Source organism: Enterobacter sp. SLBN-59, assembly GCF_024807915.1.
GTDB lineage: Bacteria > Pseudomonadota > Gammaproteobacteria > Enterobacterales > Enterobacteriaceae > Enterobacter > Enterobacter asburiae_B.
In genome coordinates, this window is the sequence record NZ_JANUFI010000001.1 from 410,581 (window position 1) to 431,234 (window position 20,654).

Consider the following 20,654-nt stretch of genomic DNA (forward strand, 5'->3'; position numbering starts at 1 on the left):
ACGTAAGGCTCCAGAGTGGCGCCACTGGCAAAGAAAAAGGAGCAGTTATGTTGATTCAGGTGGGTGAGCTGGCGAAACGCGCCGGGATCACCGTGCGGACATTGCACCACTATGAGCAAACAGGGTTGTTGCTGCCTTCTGCCAGAAGCGCGGCAGGTTACCGGCTTTACAACCTGGCGGATGTCCAGCGTCTGCATATGATCCAGGCGCTGGCAAAAGCGGGGCTGGAACTTGCTGAAATCAGGGATTTCCTGGAACAGGAGTCGCTGTCGTTAACCGAGTTACTCGATGCGCAAATCACGCTGCTGGATAAACAGCTGCGCAGCATACATACGCTGCGCGATCGGCTGGTGGAGCTGCGAACCGGGCTTCTCGACGATGCGACGCCGGATCTGGAATCCTGGCTACAGACTCTGGAGTTAATGAATATGTACGATCGCTGGTTTAGCAAAGAAGAGTTACAGCAGCTGCCGTTTGCGGTGCAGAAGGATGCGCTGGCGGCTATCTGGTCAGGGCTGGTTGCAGAGGCCAACACGCTGCTGGAGCACCATATACCCGCTACTGACGCCCGGGCGATGGATCTGGCGACGCGCTGGATGGAGCGCCTTGAGCAGGACACGGCGGGCAAGCCGGAGTTTCTCACCCGGCTGAACGAGATGCACAGCGTTGAACCGCAGATGCAGGCGCAGACCGGCATCACGCCGGAGATGACGGATTACATCACGCGCGCGTTTGCTGAGTCTAAGCTCTGCATATGGGAGAAGTATCTCACTGCCGAAGAGATGGCCTTTACCCGGGCACACTACTTTGACCGCATGATGGAGTGGCCGCCGCTGGTGGCGAAACTGCATCAGGCGCAGCGGGAAAATATCGATCCTGCCTGTGAGGAGGCGCAAAAGCTGGCTGAAAACTGGCTGGCATTGTTCCAGTCTTACGCGGGCAAGAACCCGGAAACTCAGCAAAAGTTTCGTACTGCCATGCAGCAGGAGCCGCACCTGATGAAAGGAACCTGGATGACGCCTGCCGTGCTTGCATGGCTCCAGCAGGCGATCGGGGTGATGATGCAGAGACGTTTCTCTGCATCATGAGACTCACAGATCCGCTAACGCGGCTTCACGGTTAGGGTAGAAGGAGAGTCGGCCAGGGATAGGCTGTACGCCCGCGCGCGCCATGGTGCGCAGCGGCTGAAACTCCAGGTTACTCACCCGCAGCTCGCAGCCTTCCGGCAGACGTTTCACAAAGCGCTGGAAGGCATCCAGGCCGCCTGCATCGAGCACCGGTACGGCATCCCATTTCAGCACCACAACCCGTTTGCCCGCGATGCGGGACTCCAGATCGCTGAACAGACCTTCCGCCGCGGCGAAGAACAGCGGGCCAATCACGCGCAGCACCAGCACATCGTCAGGCACCTCGACGTTAACCGGGGAAAGGCGCGTCATCTGCGCGATGCGGCGCATAAACAGCAGGGAAGCCAGCACGATCCCGACGCTGATGGCGATAACCATATCGAACAGCACGGTCAGCGACATGCAGATCAGCATCACGATGATGTCGTCTTTCGGCGCGCGACGAAGCAGGTTCACCACCTTGTGCGCCTCGCTCATGTTCCAGGCCACCATCAGCAGCAGGGCGGCCATGGCGGAAAGCGGTAGCCAGGAGAGCAGCGGGGCGAGGATCAGCAGGGCGAGGATCACCAGCACGGAGTGGATAACCGCCGAAACCGGTGAGGTTGCCCCCGCGCGCACGTTGGCCGCAGAACGGGCGATGGCTGCCGTTGCGGTAATACCGCCGAAGAACGGCGCGACGAGGTTGCCTAATCCCTGACCGACCAGTTCGCTGTTGGCTTTGTGCTTGGTGCCGGTCATCCCGTCCAGAACGACGGCACAGAGCAGGGATTCAATCGCCCCCAGCATTGCCATAGAGAACGCGGCGGGAAGCAGGGCTCGCAGGGAATCCCAGCTTAGGGTAAAGCTAGAGCCGGGCATGTCCCACGGTAGCACCAGCTGCGGTAGCAGTTGCGGAATGCCGCTACCCTGTGAACCGTCCGCCAGAACATAGTGGAACTGCGAGCCGATAGTCGCGACGTGACCACCGAGCATATTGACGATCGCCATCACCGCGCAGCCCAACAGCAGCGCGGGCAGATGGCCCGGCAGACGAATACCGAGGCGAGGCCAGACGATCAGCGTGCCCAGCGTCACAATCCCGATGGCGGCGTCGCCCAGGTTGGCCGTCGGCAGCGACATAAACAGCGCCCCCACTTTTTGCAGGTAGTGCTCCGGTACGTGGGGCATCTGCAGGCCGAGGAAATCCTTGATCTGCATGGTTCCGATGGTGATACCAATCCCCGATGTGAATCCCAGCGTCACGGAAAGGGGAATATATTCAATCAGGCGACCAAAGCGGGCCAGACCAAACAGAATCAAAAAGACGCCGGACATCAGGGTGGCGACCAGTAGGCCTGCCAGACCAAACTGCTGTGAAACCGGGTAGAGGATCACCACGAAGGCGGCGGTCGGGCCGGAGACGCTGAAGCGCGAGCCGCCCGTCAGGGCAATGACTATCCCGGCAACGGCCGAGGTGTACAGACCGTACTGCGGCGCAACGCCGCTGCCAATCGCCAGCGCCATCGCCAGCGGGATGGCGATAATGCCGACGGTGATCCCGGCAATCAGGTCACGGACAAAGCGTGACGAGGTGTACTTCTCTTTCCAGCAGGCGTCGATGAGGGCGCGAAAGGGCAGAACATGTGAGGAGGCTACGTTTTTCACAATTATCTATCATCCGTATGCGCATCATCTGTCATGTGAATGGCAGGTGAAGGAGGCATTAATCATACAAATAAAACCCGGAGACAAAAAAACCCGCCGCAGCGGGTTTTTCGGCCGTGTTCGATTAGTGTTCGAACATTGCTGAGATGGATTCTTCGTTGCTGATACGACGAATCGCTTCGGCCAGCATCCCGGACAGGGTCAACGTACGCACGTTTGGCAGTGCTTTGATCTCGTCGCTCAGTGGGATGGTATCGCATACCACAACTTCGTCAATGACGGAGTTGCGCAGGTTGTTTACCGCGTTACCGGAGAAGATCGGGTGAGTCGCGTAAGCGAACACGCGCTTGGCACCACGCTCTTTCAGCGCTTCAGCTGCTTTACACAGCGTACCGCCGGTATCGATCATGTCGTCAACCAGCACGCAGTCACGGCCAGCAACGTCACCGATGATGTGCATCACCTGAGAAACGTTAGCGCGCGGACGGCGTTTGTCGATGATCGCCATGTCGGTATCGTTCAGCAGCTTAGCGATAGCACGGGCACGTACCACGCCGCCGATGTCCGGAGAAACCACGATTGGGTTATCCAGGTTCAGCTGCAGCATGTCTTCCAGCAGGATTGGGCTGCCGAATACGTTATCAACCGGAACGTCGAAGAAACCCTGGATCTGCTCTGCGTGCAGGTCAACGGTCAGTACTCGGTCAACGCCGACGCTGGACAGGAAGTCAGCGACAACTTTAGCGGTAATTGGCACACGCGCGGAACGGACGCGACGGTCCTGACGGGCATAGCCGAAGTAAGGAATTACAGCAGTGATACGGCCTGCGGAAGCGCGACGCAGGGCGTCGACCATAACAACCAGTTCCATCAGGTTGTCGTTCGTTGGAGCACAGGTGGACTGGATGATGAAAATATCACCACCGCGTACATTTTCGTTAATTTGTACGCTGACTTCGCCGTCGCTAAAGCGACCTACGGCGGCGTCGCCGAGGGAAGTGTACAGGCGGTTGGCAATACGTTGTGCTAGTTCCGGGGTGGCGTTACCAGCAAAAAGCTTCATATCAGGCACGAGAAGAACCTCAGGCATGCGTCCAGTGGTGGATAGCGTTCGCCGCAAACTGTGCGGGCCAGGCGAAGGCTATCCAGGCGGTGTATTAAAGAGCGCGATGCAACGTCTGGAACAGGGTGACGTTGTCACCGAAACTCAGTCTGCGCCAGAATGGTCTGCTGTAGGGGGGAGGTGTTCATCCCGCGTGCTACAAAACCATGCAGCCAAACCGGCGCTTGCTCAAGCACCTGACGAGCGGCGGATTCGGTGTCAAATTCAGCAAAGACACAGGCCCCTGTACCAGTCAGGCGCGACGGCGCGTATTCTAACAGCCAGGAAAGCACCGCATCAACCTCGCGAAAACGTTTTCTTGCGATATCCTCGCAATCGTTGCTGAATTCACAATTTAATAACGTTTCTATTGACCGAACCGGGGTATTCCTTTTCAGGTCAGGATCTTTAAAGATGACCGGTGTCGGAATACTTACGCCAGGGTGGGCAACCAGATACCACTTCTCCGGCGGTTCAGCCGGGTAGAGGATCTCACCCACGCCTTCAGCAAAGGCCGCATGACCGCGCACAAACACCGGGACATCCGCCCCCAGCGTCAGGCCCAGGGCGGCCAGTTCGTCCTTCGACAGCCCGCATCCCCAGAGGTGGTTCAGCGCAACCAGCACGGTGGCGGCGTTGGATGAGCCGCCGCCCAGACCGCCGCCCATCGGCAGGCGTTTCTCGATACGGATATCTGCTCCGCTTCCCGCGGGCAGACGGCCCGATTCCGCCGCGGCTTTCATCAGCAGACGCGCGGCGCGCACGATCAGGTTGTCCTCATGCGCCACGCCTTCGACCGGCGTTAGCAGGCAAATCTGCCCGTCCTGGCGCAGTTCAATAGAGATCGTGTCGCCATAGTCAATAAACTGAAACAGCGTCTGGAGGGTGTGATAACCGTCAGCACGCTGGCCGGTAATGTATAAAAATAGGTTCAGCTTTGCCGGAGAGGGCCAGTGGGTCATCATTTAACGATCCAGTTGTCCATTTTCAGCTTGATACGCTGGCTGCCCTGGGTCAGCTCCATGTTTGATGGCAGCGACGGTTTACTCTTGCTGTCATAGGCGCTGTACACCACTTTCCAGGTTTTGCCGTTCTGGGTGTAGTTCACCTGGCTCAGACGGTACTGGTCGTCAAGGGTGTAGTCCGTTGCCTCACCCGGCAGGCCAAGGATCCACTGGCGCAGGCTGTTGAGCGGGATAGGCATCCCGGTCAGCTTGCCAATCATCTCTTCGGCATCGGTCGCGGTATAGTGCTGGCCTTTGTTATCGGTGATCTGCGCTTCGCCCGGTTTGGCGATAAGCTCCAGTTCGGTGCTGCCCAGCGGGTTCAGCAGCAGAAGGCGGTAGTTGTCCTGCCCCGTCTGCTGCCAGAAGAAGCGGGCATAAACCTTTTGTTCGTCAGAGAGATAAGCGAAAGCGCCGCGTGTCTGGTACTGGTTCAAATTACGAACGTCCTGCTGGTGCTGACGCCACTGCGGTGAATCAGGGCTTTTGCCCGGGCCTTTTGGTTGGGTGACGGTACACGCGGTCAGAACCAGTGCTGCCAGCGGCAGCAGGCGAATCAGTCGGGTCATAATGAGGACAAATCCTTGAGATACGTTGCAGTTATAACTGTTAATGCTAGCGTCGAAGGGGGCTACCGTCTACGTTCAAATTATCTCAAAGGGTTGTGTAACCTATTACTCCGAAAGGAGGCAGTCCCTTTTATTGATCTCGCGCATCCTGTATGATGCGTTCTGCTAACCTTATTAACGCTGGTACTACTCCCGCTCAACATGACCCTATTAGCACTCGGCATCAACCACAAAACGGCTCCGGTTTCGCTGCGAGAACGCGTGACGTTTTCGCCGGATACGCTTGACCTGGCGCTGGACAGCCTGCTTGCACAGCCTATGGTGCAGGGTGGCGTGGTGCTCTCGACGTGCAACCGTACCGAGCTGTATTTAAGCGTGGAAGAGCAGGACAACCTGCACGAAGCGCTGATCCGCTGGCTATGTGACTACCACAACCTCAATGAAGACGAGCTGCGCAACAGCCTGTACTGGCATCAGGACAACGATGCCGTCAGCCATCTGATGCGCGTCGCCAGCGGGCTGGATTCGCTGGTGCTGGGCGAGCCGCAAATTTTGGGTCAGGTGAAAAAAGCGTTTGCGGATTCGCAAAAAGGGCATCTGAAGGCCAGCGAGCTGGAGCGCATGTTCCAGAAGTCGTTCTCCGTGGCGAAGCGTGTGCGAACCGAAACCGACATTGGTGCCAGTGCGGTTTCTGTTGCTTTCGCGGCCTGCACCCTTGCACGCCAAATCTTTGAATCCCTTTCTACCGTCACCGTGATGCTGGTGGGGGCGGGCGAAACCATCGAACTTGTGGCGCGCCATCTGCGCGAGCATAAAGTGAAAAAGATGATTATCGCTAACCGCACCCGCGAACGCGCGCAGGTGCTGGCGGATGAAGTGGGTGCAGAGGTGGTTGCCCTGAGCGACATCGATGAACGCCTGAAAGAGGCTGACATTATTATCAGCTCAACCGCCAGCCCGCTGCCGATTATCGGAAAAGGGATGGTGGAGCGTGCGCTAAAGTCCCGCCGTAATCAGCCGATGCTGCTGGTGGATATCGCCGTCCCGCGCGATGTTGAGCCGGAAGTGGGAAAGCTGCCTAATGCCTATCTCTACAGCGTGGATGACCTGCAAAGCATCATTTCGCACAACCTTGCCCAGCGTAAAGCCGCGGCAGTTCAGGCGGAAACCATCGTTGAGCAGGAAACCAGTGAGTTTATGGCCTGGCTGCGCGCGCAAAGCGTCAGCGAGACCATCCGCGAGTACCGCGGGCAGGCGGAGCAGGTGCGTGATGACCTGACTGCCAAAGCGTTAGCAGCCCTTGAACAGGGCGGCGACGCAAATGCGATTATGCAGGATCTGGCGTGGAAACTGACCAACCGCCTGATCCATGCACCAACCAAATCTCTTCAGCAGGCTGCCCGTGACGGGGATGATGAACGCCTGACTATTCTGCGCAACAGCCTCGGGCTGGAATAGCGCCCTATACCCATTTTCTAAGACAAGGTGCACTTACGCCTATGAAGCCTTCTATCGTCGCTAAACTGGAAGCTCTGCACGAGCGCCATGAAGAAGTACAGGCGCTGCTCGGGGATGCCGGGACCATTGCGGACCAGGAACGTTTTCGCGCGCTCTCGCGTGAATACGCGCAGTTAAGTGATGTTTCTAAATGCTTTACCGACTGGCGACAGGTTCAGGAAGATATCGAAACCGCGCAGATGATGCTCGACGATCCTGAAATGCGCGAGATGGCGCAGGAAGAGTTGCAGGATGCGAAAGCGCGTTCTGAAGAGATGGAGCAGCAGCTTCAGGTGCTTCTGCTGCCGAAAGATCCGGACGACGAGCGTAACGCGTTTGTGGAAGTGCGTGCCGGTACCGGCGGTGACGAAGCGGCGCTGTTTGCCGGGGATCTGTTCCGCATGTACAGCCGCTACGCCGAATCGCGTCGCTGGCGCGTGGAGATCATGAGCGCCAACGAAGGCGAACATGGTGGCTACAAAGAGGTTATCGCCAAGATCAGCGGCGACGGCGTGTACGGTCGTCTCAAGTTTGAATCCGGCGGTCACCGCGTGCAGCGCGTGCCGGCCACCGAATCTCAGGGCCGCATTCACACCTCCGCCTGTACGGTTGCGGTGATGCCTGAGCTGCCGGAAGCTGAACTGCCGGACATCAATCCTGCAGACCTGCGTATTGATACGTTCCGCTCCTCTGGCGCGGGCGGTCAGCACGTTAACACCACCGACTCCGCCATCCGTATTACCCACCTGCCGACCGGCATCGTCGTTGAATGTCAGGACGAGCGTTCGCAGCACAAAAACAAAGCCAAAGCGTTGTCCGTGCTGGGCGCGCGTATCCACGCAGCCGAAATGGCGAAACGCCAGCAGGCGGAAGCGTCTACGCGCCGTAACCTGCTGGGCAGCGGCGATCGCAGCGACCGTAACCGCACCTATAACTTCCCGCAGGGGCGCGTAACCGATCACCGCATCAACCTGACGCTGTACCGTCTGGACGAGGTAATGGAAGGGAAGCTGGATATGCTGATCGAGCCTATCGTGCAGGAATACCAGGCCGACCAGCTGGCGGCGCTGTCCGAGCAGGAATAATGGATTTTCAGCGCTGGTTACGTCAGGCGGCCGATGAGCTTTCAGAAAGCGAAAGCCCGAAACGCGACGCCGAGATTTTGCTTGAGCACGTGACGGGTAAAGCCCGCACGTATCTGCTGGCTTTTGGCGAAACCGAACTGACCGCGGAACAGGAAGCGCAGCTCGGCGCGCTGCTTGCCCGCCGTAAAACCGGAGAGCCGGTGGCGCATCTGGTCGGTGAACGTGAGTTCTGGTCGTTACCGCTGTACGTCTCGGCGGCGACGCTGATCCCGCGTCCGGACACCGAGTGTCTGGTGGAGCAGGCGCTGGCGCGTTTACCTGCGACGGCCTGCAGCATTCTCGATCTCGGTACCGGCACCGGTGCTATCGCGCTGGCGCTGGCCACCGAGCGGCCCGACTGCGCGGTAACGGCGGTGGATGTGATGTCCGATGCGGTGGCGCTGGCGCAGCGTAACGTGGAACGTCTCGGACTTCGCAACGTGACGGTGCTGCAAAGCAGCTGGTTTGCCGCGCTGGAGAATCGCTCATTTGCGATGATTGTCAGCAATCCTCCCTATATCGACGAACATGACCCGCACCTTGCGCAGGGAGACGTGCGCTTCGAACCGCTGACGGCGCTCGTGGCCGCCAACGCGGGATTAGCCGATCTCGATCACATTGTGACAACGTCACGGGAACATTTGCTTCCCGGCGGCTGGCTGCTCGTGGAACATGGCTGGACGCAGGGAGAGGCCGTTCGGGCACTGTTTACGCAAGCTGGCTACGCCGCTGTCGAAACCTGCCGCGACTACGGCGGCAACGAACGCCTGACGCTGGGGCAGTGGCTATGAGCCTGTTTACCGTACTCATTACCGTCCACCTCATTTCCGTTGCGCTGACCGTCAGCTTTTTCATCGTCCGTTACTGGTGGCGCTACAGCAACAATCCGCTGATTGATGCCCGCTGGGTGCGTATCGCGCCGCACTGCATCGACACGCTATTGCTCCTTTCCGGTGCCGGGCTCATGTGGAAGACCGGCTATCTGCCATTTACTGATAAAGGTGCATGGCTGACTGAAAAGCTGTTTGGCGTTATCATCTACATCGTTTTGGGTTTTATCGCGCTTGGGCGTCGTCGTCCGCGCAGCCAGCAGGTCGGGTTTATCGCCTTTCTGCTGGGTCTGGTGGTGCTGTACATCATCATTAAACTCGCCACCACAAGAATACCGTTACTGGGGTAAGTCATGAGGTCCTTAGCCGATTTCGAATTTAATAAAGTGCCGCTTTGCGATGGCATGATCCTGATTTCTGAGATGATTCGCGACGATTTTACGTCGCAGTTTGTCTACGATGAGCTGGAGAATCTGGTCAGCCTGGCGCGTGAAGAGATTAATCAGGCTCGCCCGCAAGACTGGCAATTAGAGAAGCTGCTGGAGCTTTTCTACGGCGAATGGGGTTTCTGCGACACGCGGGGCGTGTATCGCCTGTCTGACGCGTTATGGCTGGACCAGGTCTTAAAAAATCGTCAGGGCAGCGCCGTGGCGCTGGGCTCTATTTTGCTGTGGGTCGCGCACCGTCTGGATATTCCGCTGGTCCCGGTCATTTTCCCGACGCAGATGATCCTGCGTGCAGAGTGGCTGGACGGCGAAATGTGGCTCATTAATCCCTTCAACGGCGACACGCTGGATGAACATACGCTGGACGTGTGGCTGAAAGGCAATATCAGCCCGGTGGCTGAACTGTTCAACGAAGATCTCGACGAGGCGGATAACGCGGAAGTGATCCGCAAGCTGCTGGATACGCTGAAGTCCGCGTTGATGGAAGAGCGTCAGATGGAGATGGCGTTGCGCGCCAGCGAAGTGCTGCTGCAGTTCAACCCGGAAGACCCGTACGAAATTCGCGATCGTGGCCTGATCTACGCGCAGCTCGACTGTGAGCACGTGGCGCTGAATGATTTGAATTATTTCGTCGAGCAGTGTCCGGAAGACCCCATTAGCGAAATGATTCGTGCGCAGATCAACGCGATCTCGCACAAACAAATTACACTGCATTAATCTTAATTCCGATTCACACCTGAATAAGGCGATCCTATGAAACAAAAAGTGGTTAGCATTGGTGATATCAAGGTAGCAAACGACCTGCCGTTCGTACTGTTTGGCGGCATGAACGTGCTGGAATCCCGCGATCTCGCCATGCGTATCTGCGAACACTACGTGACCGTGACCCAGAAGCTGGGCATCCCGTACGTGTTTAAGGCCTCTTTTGACAAAGCCAACCGCTCCTCCATCAACTCTTACCGTGGCCCGGGCCTGGAAGAGGGAATGAAAATTTTCCAGGAGCTGAAGCAGACCTTTGGCGTGAAAGTGATCACCGACGTGCATGAAGCCTCACAGGCGCAGCCGGTGGCAGACGTGGTGGACGTGATTCAGCTTCCGGCGTTCCTGGCGCGCCAGACTGACCTGGTTGCGGCGATGGCGAAAACCGGTGCCGTGATTAACGTGAAAAAACCACAGTTCGTCAGCCCTGGCCAGATGGGTAACATCGTCGATAAGTTTATCGAAGGCGGAAACGATCAGGTCATCCTGTGCGACCGCGGCGCAAACTTCGGTTACGACAACCTGGTTGTCGACATGCTGGGCTTCAGCGTAATGAAAAATGTCTCCGGCCAGTCTCCGGTGATTTTCGACGTGACCCACGCCCTGCAGTGCCGCGACCCGTTCGGCGCCGCGTCCGGCGGCCGTCGTGCTCAGGTGACCGAGCTGGCGCGCGCCGGCATGGCGACCGGCCTGGCCGGCCTTTTCATTGAAGCGCACCCGGATCCGGCTAACGCGAAATGCGACGGCCCATCCGCGCTGCCGCTGGACAAGCTGGAGCCGTTCCTGAAGCAGATCAAAGCGATTGACGATCTGGTGAAGAGCTTCGACGAGCTGGATACCAGCAACTAATAAAAAAACCCGCTTCGGCGGGTTTTTTGTTCTCCCTCTCCCTGTGGGAGAGGGTTGGGATGAGGGCATCAGCCCGCGCCGCATAAAATTACGCAAATATCGTCATCAGATACGCAATAAACAAGGCCATATGCGCCGCGCCGTTCAGCACGTTGGTGCGCCCGGTTGAGAACGAAATCTGGCACAGCAGCAACGAGGCGACCATCACAATCATCTCCGGCGCGCCCAGCGCAAACTGCAGCTCGTTGCCCGTCATAAAGGCAATCAGCGTCACCACCGGTACGGTAAGTGAAATCGTCGCCAGTACGGAGCCGAAGAACAGGTTCATTGCGCGCTGTACCTGATTATTCAACACCGCTTTCAGCGCGCCCAGCCCTTCAGGGGACAGGATCAGCAGCGCCACCAGGAAGCCGGTAAACGCCACCGGCGCGTTCAGCTCGGTTAACAGCGTCTCCAGCGGGTTAGCGTTCATCTTGGTGACGGCAATCACCGCAATCAGATGCACGATCAGCCAAACCGTATGCCACGCGCTGCTGTGGGCCGACGGCTTGCCGTGGTGCGGGTCATCATCGTCGCCGTCGTCTTCATGCTCGTACACAAACAGGCTCTGGTGCGTTTTGGTCTGAATCAACAGGAACACGCCGTACATGGCGGCGGAAATCAGTGCAACCAGCAGCGCCTGCCCGGTGGAAAAGTTTGCACCCGGCAGCGCCATCGGGAAGACCAGCACGATAATCGCCAGCGGGAAGAGGGCGATAAGATACTGTTTAATGCCGAACAGGTTCATATACTGGGTCGCAAATTTGCGCCCGCCCAGCAGCAGAGAGAAGCCTACCAGGCCGCCCGTCACAATCATAATGATCGAATAGAGCGTGTCGCGCATCAGCGTCGGCGCGGCATCGCCGGTCGCCATAAGCGCGGAAATCAGGCTGACTTCGAGAATAACAACGGAAAGGCTGAGAATTAACGATCCGTACGGCTCGCCCAGACGGTGGGCCAGGACGTCCGCATGGCGAACAACGCTAAATGCGCTGGTTAAGATGCCGACCAGGGCAAGAATATTGATACCAACCACCACTGGCAGTGACTGACTGCTTCCCCAGAAGAGCAGCACAGCCAGTGCCAGAACCGGGAAAATGAGCGACGTCTCCTTGTGGCGGGTCTTTACCGCCTCGTGTGTTGCTGTCATGTGCTTCTCCATCAATGCAGGTGCTTGTAATTATAGATAGATTTTTGAGGTCATTAAATTAACAGATCTCTGTTAAATACCCTTTATTTTTTACTTAATTTTACCCTTTGTCATTATTTTCATTGATGATGGTTATAATTTATATTCTTTGTTGATTACTCATTAAATAACAATAAATTAAAAATGTAATGCATTCATAAATTATTGCCGGGTGGCACCATGGCGTATCGTCGTCCACACTTATCTCTTTAACCAAAAGAGAGGTTAGTGATGCCCTATAAAGCGAAACGCGAATTACCGGATAACGTGCAAAACGTGCTGCCCGCTCACGCGCAGGATATCTACAAAGAGGCGTTCAACAGCGCCTGGGATCAGTACAAAGACAAGGACGATCGCCGGGATGATGCCAGCCGTGAAGAGACGGCCCACAAAGTCGCCTGGGCCGCAGTAAAACATGAATATGAGAAAGGAGACGACGATAAATGGCATAAAAAGAAATAGCCGTGAAATGATTCGCTGCCTTCATTTTGACTTTTCAGGCGGTTGAACTTCCGTTGTATTGCAACTGGTCCGCTAATTGCTTATCGTTATTTAACTGCTGGCAAAATGACCAGCATAAAATGCCCGGAAGGCGAATTACAGATGTCGCAAGGAAGCATGCAGTGGCGGAGGTGGAAAGTGTTAACGCGTGATTTCTTAATGAAGGCAGATTGTAAGACGGCATTTGGTGCTATTGAGGAATCGCTTCTCTGGTCAGCTGAACAACGTGCGGCGTCACTCGCTGCTACGCTTGCCTGCCGCCCGGATGATGGCCCGGTATGGATTTTTGGCTACGGCTCCCTGATGTGGAACCCGGCTCTGGAATTTGTCGAATCGGCAACGGGAACGCTGCCAGGCTGGCATCGCGCATTTTGCCTGCGCCTGACGGCCGGACGCGGCAGCGCGTGCCAGCCCGGGCGCATGCTTGCACTGAAAGAGGGCGGGCGCACCACGGGCGTGGCGTATCGCCTGCCGGATGCCACGCTGGAAGAGGAGCTCACGCTGCTCTGGAAGCGCGAGATGATCACCGGCTGCTATATGCCGAGCTGGTGCAAGCTGGAACTGGACGACGGACGCACCGTCAACGCGCTGGTGTTTATTATGGACCCGCGCCATCCGCTGTATGAAGCGGATACCCGCACGCAGGTGATTGCCCCGTTGATTGCCGCCGCCAGCGGGCCTCTGGGCACCAACGCGCAGTATCTCTTCTCCCTCGATCAGGAGCTGACGCGCCTCGGCATGAAGGACGATTGTCTGAATGAGCTGGTGATGAAGGTGAAGGCGCTGCTGGAAGGGAACCCGCTCAACAGCGCGCTGCGACCGGGTTTTGCCTGACAATACGCCCGGCTTGCCGGGCGTTTAAACTTATGCTGCCACGTAGCTGACGGAGTGCTCCAGCGACTGGCTGTGGCTGTCAATCAGCACATCCCACGTGCCGGTATACGGCACGGTAAGCCAGGCCTTATCGTCCTGTACGGTGAGAATATCCGCCTGGGACTGTTTTTGTGCTTTCGAACTCATCAGATGAATACGACAGCGTTCTGAGCAACGCACCACTACCGTATCCCCGCCAAACAGTTTCAAACTTGTTTTTACCAGTGCCATTTTTTACCCCGTAGTCTTAAACAACGCTCTCCCTGCTGCCATATCCGAGCGTGATGTTGTTCACAATTCACTCATGGCATAACACCAAAGGGGAGGGGGCGGGATGCTGATTTTGATCAAAAAATGGCATAACGATTAAACGAAAATGACAAAATTCCTCAAAATTTACGCTGGCGCGCGTTTTACCCGCTAAACGCGCGCCGGAAGAAGATTAAATGCGGAAATGCCCGGCTGTTTCAGCAAGGTCGCCCGCCTGGCTCTGCAGGGCACCCGCGGCAGCGGCGGATTCCACCACCAGCTCGGCGTTCTGCTGAACCATTCTGTCGAGATGGGTCACCGCGTGGTTGATCTCATGAATCCCTTTCATCTGCTCGCTGGTGGCGATGGAGATTTCGCGCATGATGCCAGAGACGCTGCCGATGCTGGAGCGGATCTCATCCATGCTTTCCCCCGCCAGATGCACGTAGCGGGAGCCGGTTGCCACGCTGTCGGTGGTGGAATCAATCAGCGATTTGATCTCTTTCGCCGCCTGAGCGCTACGGCTCGCCAGGTTACGCACTTCACCTGCTACGACGGCAAACCCGCGCCCCTGCTCACCCGCACGCGCCGCCTCGACGGAGGCGTTCAGCGCCAGAATGTTGGTCTGGAAAGCAATGCCGTCAATCACGCTGGTGATATCGCCAATTTTTGCCGACGCGACTTCAATGGACTGCATGGTGCTGATCGCCTGCGATACCACCTCGCCGCCGCGCGCCGCGGCCGCTGAGGCCTTGCTCGCCTGGTCGTTCGCTTCTGCCGCCGATTCATTCGACTGCGTCACGGAGGCGGTGATCTGCTCCACGGCGCTGGCCGTCTCGCGCAGGCTGGATGCCGCCTGCTCGGTACGTCCGGAAAGATCCTGGTTACCTGCGGCAATCTCCTGCGCGGCGTTTTTCACCGATTCGCTGGCGTCACGGAGCTGCACCATCACCACCGACAGCTTATCGCTGAAGGCGTTAAAGGCCTGCGCAATTTGCGCGACCTCATCCTCGCCGTTATCCGGCAGGCGCTGGGACAGATCGTTAGTGCCGTTAGCAATGTTGTGCATCGCGTCGCGAATGTCGGACAAACGCTTGAGCAGGCGGGCAATCAGGAAATGCACAATCGCCGCGCTCAGTAGTGCGAGGATCACCAGCGAAATCCCCGAGGCTTTAAGCAAGGAACGCATGCCGGAGGTGGCGTCACCGCTGTCGAGCGCGATGACTAACAGCCAGTTTGTGCCCGGCACGGCTGTCGCCACGAAGGTTTTTTCCGCGTCGTTCAGCGTTCCGTCGACGGGGTTACCGCTTTTCAGCGCAGCAAAATCAATGCCCTTAATCGTCTCACCAAACGGTTTCAGCGTCAGAGCCGGATCGTTAGCGGCAATCACGCTGCCGTCGCTGTTCAGAAGCAGCCCGCTGCTGGCCGGGGTTGGATGGATCCCGCGCACGTTAGCCACCACGCTGTCCATCGCCACATCGCCCGCCACGACCGCTTTGAGCGTGCCATTTTCTTTCACCGGCACCGCAAAGGTTACCACCAGTTTACCGGTCCCCGCGTCAACGTAGGGCGCGGTGACAACCGGACCGTCCGTGCTGACCACCTGCTGATACCACGGGCGAATAGTCGGGTCATAGTCCGCCGGAACGCCCGCCGGTTCAGAGAATTTCGCCGTTTTGCTGGCGTAGCCAACATAGACGTTGGTGAATCCACCCGCCTGTGCAAGCTGTTTAAACACAGGAACCGGGTCGTCATTCAGCGCAACGGTCTGCGCGGAGGCGATCACCGTCATCTTGCTTTTTACCCAGTCGGCAATCGCCATGTTATGGCTGGCGCTGGTGCTGGTCAGGATATCGCGCTGGGACTGCTGGTTATCCTGGCGCGTGACCTGGAAGTTAATAACGGTATTAAGGAGAAGGGCGACGACCAGACAGCCTGCCGTCGCCGCGATGATGCGTGCACGAATCGATCTGAACATAAGTGAAATACCTGCTGTGTTGTTTCCATGCCTATCGGCAACCCCGCAGGTAAACTTGATGCTGAAACCGCGTCCATAAGAAAATAATATTTTTACTGGTTTATTATTAAAAAGTTAATACTTTATCGGCGGACAGCGTCCACTCGGCCAGCTCAACCAGCGTACCAATCTCTACGCCATCAATCAGCGGCAGACCGGTAATGCCGCGGCCGTCGGTGCAGGTCTTGCACAGCTTCACCGGCACGTTTTGCGCGGTGAGGATCTCCAGCATCTGCTGAATGTTATAGCCTTCTGCCGGTTTTTGACCCTTCAGCCCCGCGGTGACCGCGTCCGACATTAAAAAGAGTCGTAACGCCAGGTCGCTCTCTTTTTCACGCAGCGCAATCGCCAGGCGCAGGCTGTTAAAAAGGGATTCGCTGCCGTAAGCCGCACCGTTGGCGACGATCACAATTTTTTGCATGTTGACTCCTGTTCTTATAAAGGCACGAATATTGCTTAGCTTTCCCGAGTTTCGCTGTTCTGGAGAGTAAGCATGACATTAATGGCTGGCATTTCGCCAGGCGCTGCTGAATGGCTCGAGCGCGCAAGAATGATGCGCCGGGAGCAGCTCAGCAAGCTGGCACAGCTTGGCGTGCTTGTGCACGGCATTAGCCAACTGGTGCATATGTTACAGTGCGAGCGTGGGGCGTCCAACGTCTGGCTCTGCTCACAGGGTAAGCTCTACGCCCCTGAATGCAAAGCCAGCCGGGCGCTGGCGGATGAAAACCTCGCTGCACTTTATGACATTCTTGAAAAACAGTCGCCGATCCCGGGAAGTACCGTCTGTGAACGTATCGGCGGCGCGCTTCAGAGCCTGGATATGCTTCCCGCGCTGCGCGACGGTGTTATTCAGCAAACGGTAACGGCGCCGCAGGCGATGGAACACTACTCCCGCATGCTTCGCCATCTGCTCAGTATCGTGCCGCAGCTCAATGACAGCATTGACGATCCGCAAATCGCCGGGCGTTTTGTTGCCCTTTATAGCCTGATGCAGGGGAAAGAGCTGGCGGGACAGGAGCGGGCCCTGGGGGCGATTGGCTTCACGCAGGGCTTTTTCGATGATGTGACTCGCCAGAGGCTGGTTGACCGCATCGACGGGCAGCAGGCCTGCTTTGAAATTTTTCTCTCACACAGCTCCGCTGACGTCCAGACCACCTTTTCTCTGCACTGCCAGCCCGATCGTGAAACGGAGCAACTCCGGCGCGTAGCCTGTACCCGCCAGCCTGCCGCGGATGATGGCCTTACCGCTCTGGCCTGGTTTGCTCTGCAAACCGCGCGCCTTGAGCATCTGCGCACGCTGGAGGAGACGCTCATCGCCGATCTGATGACGGCGGTGGACGAGCGTATTTACCGTAACGATGAGTACGTGCCTCCCGCCGATGAGCAGGACGACCCGCTGATACAGTATCCGGAAAAACCGTTGCTCACCCTGGTGCGCCAGCAGGCACGCGAGATAGAACAGCTCTCGCGCCAGCTTGCATCGCTGCGCGATACGCTTGAAGAGCGCAAAGTCATTGATAAAGCGAAAAGCGTGCTGATGACCCACCAGAATATGAGTGAGGAACAGGCCTGGACGGCGCTGCGCAAAATGGCGATGGACAAGAACCAAAGGATGGTGGATATCGCCCGCGCGCTGCTGATGGTGAAGAATTTATGGCAGGTAACACCAAAGGAGTAGCTGCACGGTCAGCGGGCATTTTGTGCCTGATTAAGGTGCGTGCAGGCGAGGGGAGTTCGGTTAGCGCCCCGGAAATTGCGGGTTAAAACCTGGCATTCACTTTGCATTATCGGATTAACCATTTTTGACGATGCGCCAACGGCGGCGCATGCGTCTTCGGGATAAAGGCGTCCACTGGTGCTTCGGCATCGTGGGCGCTTTTTTTTGGTTTTTTTTCAGGAGTGGTCATGGCGGATTTGTCGAGACGGCGTTTTTTGCAGGCCAGCGTGCTGGCGAGTGGCGCAATGCTGTTACCGGGTATCATGCAGGCCGCATGGGCGGCAGGCTCGGATAAACCGGAGCAGGAAACGGTGCGCATCGGGTTTATCCCGCTGACCGACTGCGCCCCGGTGGTTATCGCGGCGCTGAAAGGCTTTGATAAAAAATACGGTATTACCATCGTGCCCACCAAAGAGGCGAGCTGGGCGGCGGTGCGCGACAAGCTGGTGGCGGGCGAACTCGATGCCGCGCACATTCTCTACGGCCTGCTGTACGGCCTGGAGCTGGGCATCGCCGGCAAGCCGCAGCAGATGGCGAACCTAATGACGCTCAATCAGAACGGCCAGGCGATTACGCTTTCCAGCGATCTGGCGGAGAATGGCGTACGAGACCTTGACGGGCTGAAAAAGCTCATTGGGCAGCAGGCGCCCGGCACCTACACCTTCGCGCACACCTTCCCGACCGGGACGCACGCCATGTGGCTCTACTACTGGCTGGCCAGCGCGGGCATTAACCCCTTTGACGACGTGCGCACGGTGGTGGTGCCGCCACCGCAGATGGTGATGAACATGCGCATTGGCAACATGGTCGGCTTTTGCGTCGGCGAGCCGTGGAACGCCCGGGCCATCAACGACCGCATCGGTTTTACCGCCGCCACGTCGCAGTCTATCTGGGCCGATCATCCGGAAAAAATCCTCGGTACGCGCCGCGACTGGGTGGAGAAAAACCCGCACACCGCGCGGGCGCTGGTGAGCGCGGTACTGGAGGCGGCGCGCTGGATCGAAGCCTCCCCGGAAAACAAACGCGAGACCGCGCAGATCCTCTCCCGCCGGGCGTGGCTCAACTGCAAGGAACAGTATCTCACCGGACGCATGCTCGGCGATTACGACAACGGCCTGGGCCAGCGCTGGCAGGACGCGCACCCGATCCGCTTCTTCAACGAGGGGGCCGTCAGCTACCCGTATCTCTCCGACGGCATGTGGTTCTTAACCCAGTTCCGCCGCTGGGGCTTGCTCAAATCCGCGCCGGACTACGCGGGCATCGCGCAGCGCATTAACCAGACCGCGGTCTGGCAGGATGCCGCCACGGCGGTGGGGGGCATCAGCACACCGACTTCACCATTACGCAGCAGCACATTGATGGACGGCACCGTCTGGAACGGTACTGACCCGGAAGGATACGCCAGCCGTTTCGCCATTCACCGTAAAGGGGCCTGATTATGCAGCATCTGCAAAAAACGAATTCACACGAGACGCCGGAGAGTGGGGAGGTGATTGTCCTGCCTCCGGTGCAGGTTCGCCGCCGTACGCCGACGTTTGCGCGTCGGATTAACGCGATCCTCCAGCGCATCATTCCGGCGTTACTCGGTCTGGGACTGCTGGTGGTGCTCTGGCAGCTGGCGGCGATTAACAGCAAAGGTTTCCCGACGCCGCTCAGCACGCTCGATTCCGCCATCACCCTGTTTGCCGATCCGTTTTATCGTGACGGGCCTAACGATATGGGCATCGGCTGGAACGTGCTCGCCTCATTACAGCGCGTGGCGGTGGGCTTTGGCCTGGCCGCGCTCGCCGGGATCCCGCTCGGCTTCCTGATTGGTCGCTTCACCTTTTTCTCTCGCATGTTCGGCCCGCTGATCGCGCTGTTACGCCCGGTTAGCCCGCTGGCCTGGCTGCCCATCGGCCTGCTGCTGTTCCAGAAAGCGGAGCCCGCGTCGAGCTGGACCATTTTCATCTGCTCCATCTGGCCGATGGTGATCAACACCGCCGAAGGCGTACGCCGCATTCCGCAGGACTACCTCAACGTGGCCCGGGTGCTGCAGCTTTCCGAGTGGACCATCATGCGCCGCATTCTCTTCCCGGCGGTGCTGCCCGCGGTGCTGACCGGGGTGCGTCTCTCCATCGGCATCGCCTGGCTGGTGATCGTCGCCGCCGAGATGCTCACCGGAGGTTTAGGGATCGGCTTCTGGATCTGGAACGAGTGGAACAACCTCAACGTCGAAAACATTCTCATCGCCATCGTCATCATTGGCGTGGTCGGGCTGCTGCTGGAGCAGGGGCTGATGCTGATCGCCCGTCGCTTTAGCTGGCAGGAAAAATAAGGAGCGAACATGAAACCATTAATTCAGGTCCAGGCCGTGAGCCAGCGTTTTTCCACCGCCAGCGGCGAGTTTCTTGCGCTGCAAAACGTCTCTTTTGATATCCACGAGGGCGAAACCGTCAGCCTGATCGGGCACTCCGGCTGCGGCAAATCGACGCTGCTGAACCTCATCGCCGGTATTACCCTGCCGACGGAAGGCGGGCTGATCTGCGACAACCGTGAAATCGCCGGGCCGGGTCCGGAACGTGCGGTGGTCTTCCAGAACCATTCGCTGCTGCCGTGGCTCACCTGCTTCGACAACGTGGCCCTGGCGGTCGATCACGTGTTTCGCCACAGCATGAGCAAGGCGGAGCGCAGGGAGTGGATCGAGCACAACCTCGCCCGCGTGCAGATGGGGCACGCCCTGCACAAGCGACCGGGGGAGATCTCCGGCGGCATGAAGCAGCGCGTCGGCATTGCCCGCGCGCTGGCGATGAAGCCGAAAGTGCTGCTGATGGATGAACCCTTCGGCGCGCTCGACGCCCTGACGCGCGCGCATCTGCAGGACTCGGTGATGCAGATCCAGCAGGCGCTGAACACCACCATCGTGCTCATTACCCACGACGTGGACGAGGCGGTGCTGCTCTCCGATCGCGTGCTGATGATGACCAACGGCCCGGCGGCCACCGTCGGGGAGATCCTGCGCGTGGACCTGCCGCGCCCGCGCAACCGGGTGCAGCTGGCCGACGACAGCCGCTATCACCACATGCGCCAGCAGATCCTCCATTTCCTCTATGAAAAGCAGCCGAAAGCGGCGTAACGA

The 20,654-nt window shown here is 58.0% G+C and carries 21 protein-coding genes; 13 read left to right on the top strand and 8 right to left on the bottom strand.

The genetic code is table 11. From position 1 onward, the window contains the following. Positions 1–47 precede the first annotated feature (47 nt). Positions 48–1,088 (top strand): MerR family transcriptional regulator, encoded by a 1,041-nt coding sequence (locus M2422_RS01920; RefSeq protein WP_064672670.1) that lies wholly within the window; start codon positions 48–50, stop codon positions 1,086–1,088. 3 nt (positions 1,089–1,091) lie between these two features. Here M2422_RS01920 and dauA read toward each other — a convergent pair whose 3' ends face one another. The 4 genes from dauA to lolB form a co-directional block, all read right to left on the bottom strand. Beyond that, the gene (gene dauA / locus M2422_RS01925; RefSeq protein WP_064672669.1) at positions 1,092–2,771 is read right to left on the bottom strand and encodes a C4-dicarboxylic acid transporter DauA; all 1,680 of its coding nucleotides are present in this window, start codon (positions 2,769–2,771) and stop codon (positions 1,092–1,094) included. Between the two features lie 124 nt (positions 2,772–2,895). Continuing rightward, positions 2,896–3,843 (bottom strand): ribose-phosphate diphosphokinase, encoded by a 948-nt coding sequence (prs, locus tag M2422_RS01930; RefSeq protein ID WP_003856663.1) that lies wholly within the window; start codon positions 3,841–3,843, stop codon positions 2,896–2,898. Positions 3,844–3,968: 125 nt separating this feature from the next. Next, complete coding sequence (gene ispE / locus M2422_RS01935) at positions 3,969–4,838, bottom strand: 4-(cytidine 5'-diphospho)-2-C-methyl-D-erythritol kinase (RefSeq protein ID WP_064672668.1); 870 nt, start codon at positions 4,836–4,838, stop codon at positions 3,969–3,971. Next, positions 4,835–5,446, bottom strand: coding sequence for a lipoprotein insertase outer membrane protein LolB (lolB, locus tag M2422_RS01940; protein WP_023312128.1), 612 nt, complete (start codon positions 5,444–5,446; stop codon positions 4,835–4,837). Before lolB ends, ispE begins: the two co-directional genes overlap by 4 nt. A gap of 201 nt (positions 5,447–5,647) precedes the next feature. On the opposite strand from lolB, the gene hemA reads away from it, so the two are divergent. From hemA to kdsA, 6 genes are read left to right on the top strand one after another with little or no spacing between them, the layout of a single operon-like run. After that, a complete protein-coding gene (hemA, locus tag M2422_RS01945) occupies positions 5,648–6,904 on the top strand; it encodes a glutamyl-tRNA reductase (RefSeq protein WP_023335999.1) in 1,257 nt (418 codons plus the stop codon). 41 nt (positions 6,905–6,945) lie between these two features. Continuing rightward, complete coding sequence (prfA, locus tag M2422_RS01950) at positions 6,946–8,028, top strand: peptide chain release factor 1 (protein ID WP_021240360.1); 1,083 nt, start codon at positions 6,946–6,948, stop codon at positions 8,026–8,028. Beyond that, positions 8,028–8,858, top strand: coding sequence for a peptide chain release factor N(5)-glutamine methyltransferase (prmC, locus tag M2422_RS01955; RefSeq protein WP_064672667.1), 831 nt, complete (start codon positions 8,028–8,030; stop codon positions 8,856–8,858). The genes prfA and prmC overlap by 1 nt, the downstream gene beginning before the upstream one ends. After that, on the top strand, positions 8,855–9,247 hold the full coding sequence (gene sirB2 / locus M2422_RS01960) for an invasion regulator SirB2 (RefSeq protein ID WP_064672666.1): 393 nt from the start codon (positions 8,855–8,857) through the stop codon (positions 9,245–9,247). The genes prmC and sirB2 overlap by 4 nt, the downstream gene beginning before the upstream one ends. Before the next feature lie 3 nt (positions 9,248–9,250). Continuing rightward, a complete protein-coding gene (sirB1, locus tag M2422_RS01965) occupies positions 9,251–10,060 on the top strand; it encodes an invasion regulator SirB1 (RefSeq protein ID WP_064672665.1) in 810 nt (269 codons plus the stop codon). Positions 10,061–10,096: 36 nt separating this feature from the next. Further along, positions 10,097–10,951, top strand: coding sequence for a 3-deoxy-8-phosphooctulonate synthase (gene kdsA, locus M2422_RS01970; RefSeq protein WP_023335996.1), 855 nt, complete (start codon positions 10,097–10,099; stop codon positions 10,949–10,951). 88 nt (positions 10,952–11,039) lie between these two features. On the opposite strand, the gene chaA is transcribed toward kdsA, so the two are convergent. Then, a complete protein-coding gene (gene chaA / locus M2422_RS01975) occupies positions 11,040–12,140 on the bottom strand; it encodes a sodium-potassium/proton antiporter ChaA (protein ID WP_023312122.1) in 1,101 nt (366 codons plus the stop codon). Positions 12,141–12,410: 270 nt separating this feature from the next. Between chaA and chaB the strand changes: the two genes are divergently transcribed. Beyond that, positions 12,411–12,641, top strand: a complete 231-nt coding sequence (chaB, locus tag M2422_RS01980) for a putative cation transport regulator ChaB (RefSeq protein ID WP_023312121.1) — start codon at positions 12,411–12,413, stop codon at positions 12,639–12,641. Positions 12,642–12,818: 177 nt separating this feature from the next. After that, positions 12,819–13,514: a gamma-glutamylcyclotransferase gene (locus M2422_RS01985; RefSeq protein WP_064672949.1), complete on the top strand. Its 696-nt coding sequence runs from the start codon at positions 12,819–12,821 to the stop codon at positions 13,512–13,514. A 30-nt stretch (positions 13,515–13,544) separates the two neighbouring features. Here M2422_RS01985 and M2422_RS01990 read toward each other — a convergent pair whose 3' ends face one another. The 3 genes from M2422_RS01990 to M2422_RS02000 all read right to left on the bottom strand — a co-directional run bounded on the left by M2422_RS01990 (position 13,545) and on the right by M2422_RS02000 (position 16,240). After that, a complete protein-coding gene (locus M2422_RS01990; protein WP_010432930.1) occupies positions 13,545–13,784 on the bottom strand; it encodes a DUF1883 domain-containing protein in 240 nt (79 codons plus the stop codon). 211 nt (positions 13,785–13,995) lie between these two features. After that, the gene (locus tag M2422_RS01995; protein WP_039263586.1) at positions 13,996–15,780 is read right to left on the bottom strand and encodes a methyl-accepting chemotaxis protein; all 1,785 of its coding nucleotides are present in this window, start codon (positions 15,778–15,780) and stop codon (positions 13,996–13,998) included. Between the two features lie 106 nt (positions 15,781–15,886). Further along, the gene (locus tag M2422_RS02000; protein ID WP_008499522.1) at positions 15,887–16,240 is read right to left on the bottom strand and encodes a DsrE/DsrF/TusD sulfur relay family protein; all 354 of its coding nucleotides are present in this window, start codon (positions 16,238–16,240) and stop codon (positions 15,887–15,889) included. A gap of 72 nt (positions 16,241–16,312) precedes the next feature. On the opposite strand from M2422_RS02000, the gene nasR reads away from it, so the two are divergent. The 4 genes from nasR to M2422_RS02020 all read left to right on the top strand — a co-directional run bounded on the left by nasR (position 16,313) and on the right by M2422_RS02020 (position 20,651). Beyond that, complete coding sequence (gene nasR / locus M2422_RS02005; RefSeq protein WP_064672664.1) at positions 16,313–17,497, top strand: nitrate regulatory protein NasR; 1,185 nt, start codon at positions 16,313–16,315, stop codon at positions 17,495–17,497. A gap of 227 nt (positions 17,498–17,724) precedes the next feature. Continuing rightward, a complete protein-coding gene (locus M2422_RS02010) occupies positions 17,725–18,972 on the top strand; it encodes a CmpA/NrtA family ABC transporter substrate-binding protein (protein WP_064672663.1) in 1,248 nt (415 codons plus the stop codon). Between the two features lie 2 nt (positions 18,973–18,974). Then, entirely contained in the window at positions 18,975–19,853 is an 879-nt protein-coding gene (gene ntrB, locus M2422_RS02015; protein WP_064672662.1) for a nitrate ABC transporter permease, read from the top strand. Between the two features lie 9 nt (positions 19,854–19,862). Beyond that, positions 19,863–20,651, top strand: a complete 789-nt coding sequence (locus tag M2422_RS02020; RefSeq protein WP_087822744.1) for an ABC transporter ATP-binding protein — start codon at positions 19,863–19,865, stop codon at positions 20,649–20,651. The last annotated feature ends 3 nt before the right edge of the window (positions 20,652–20,654 follow it).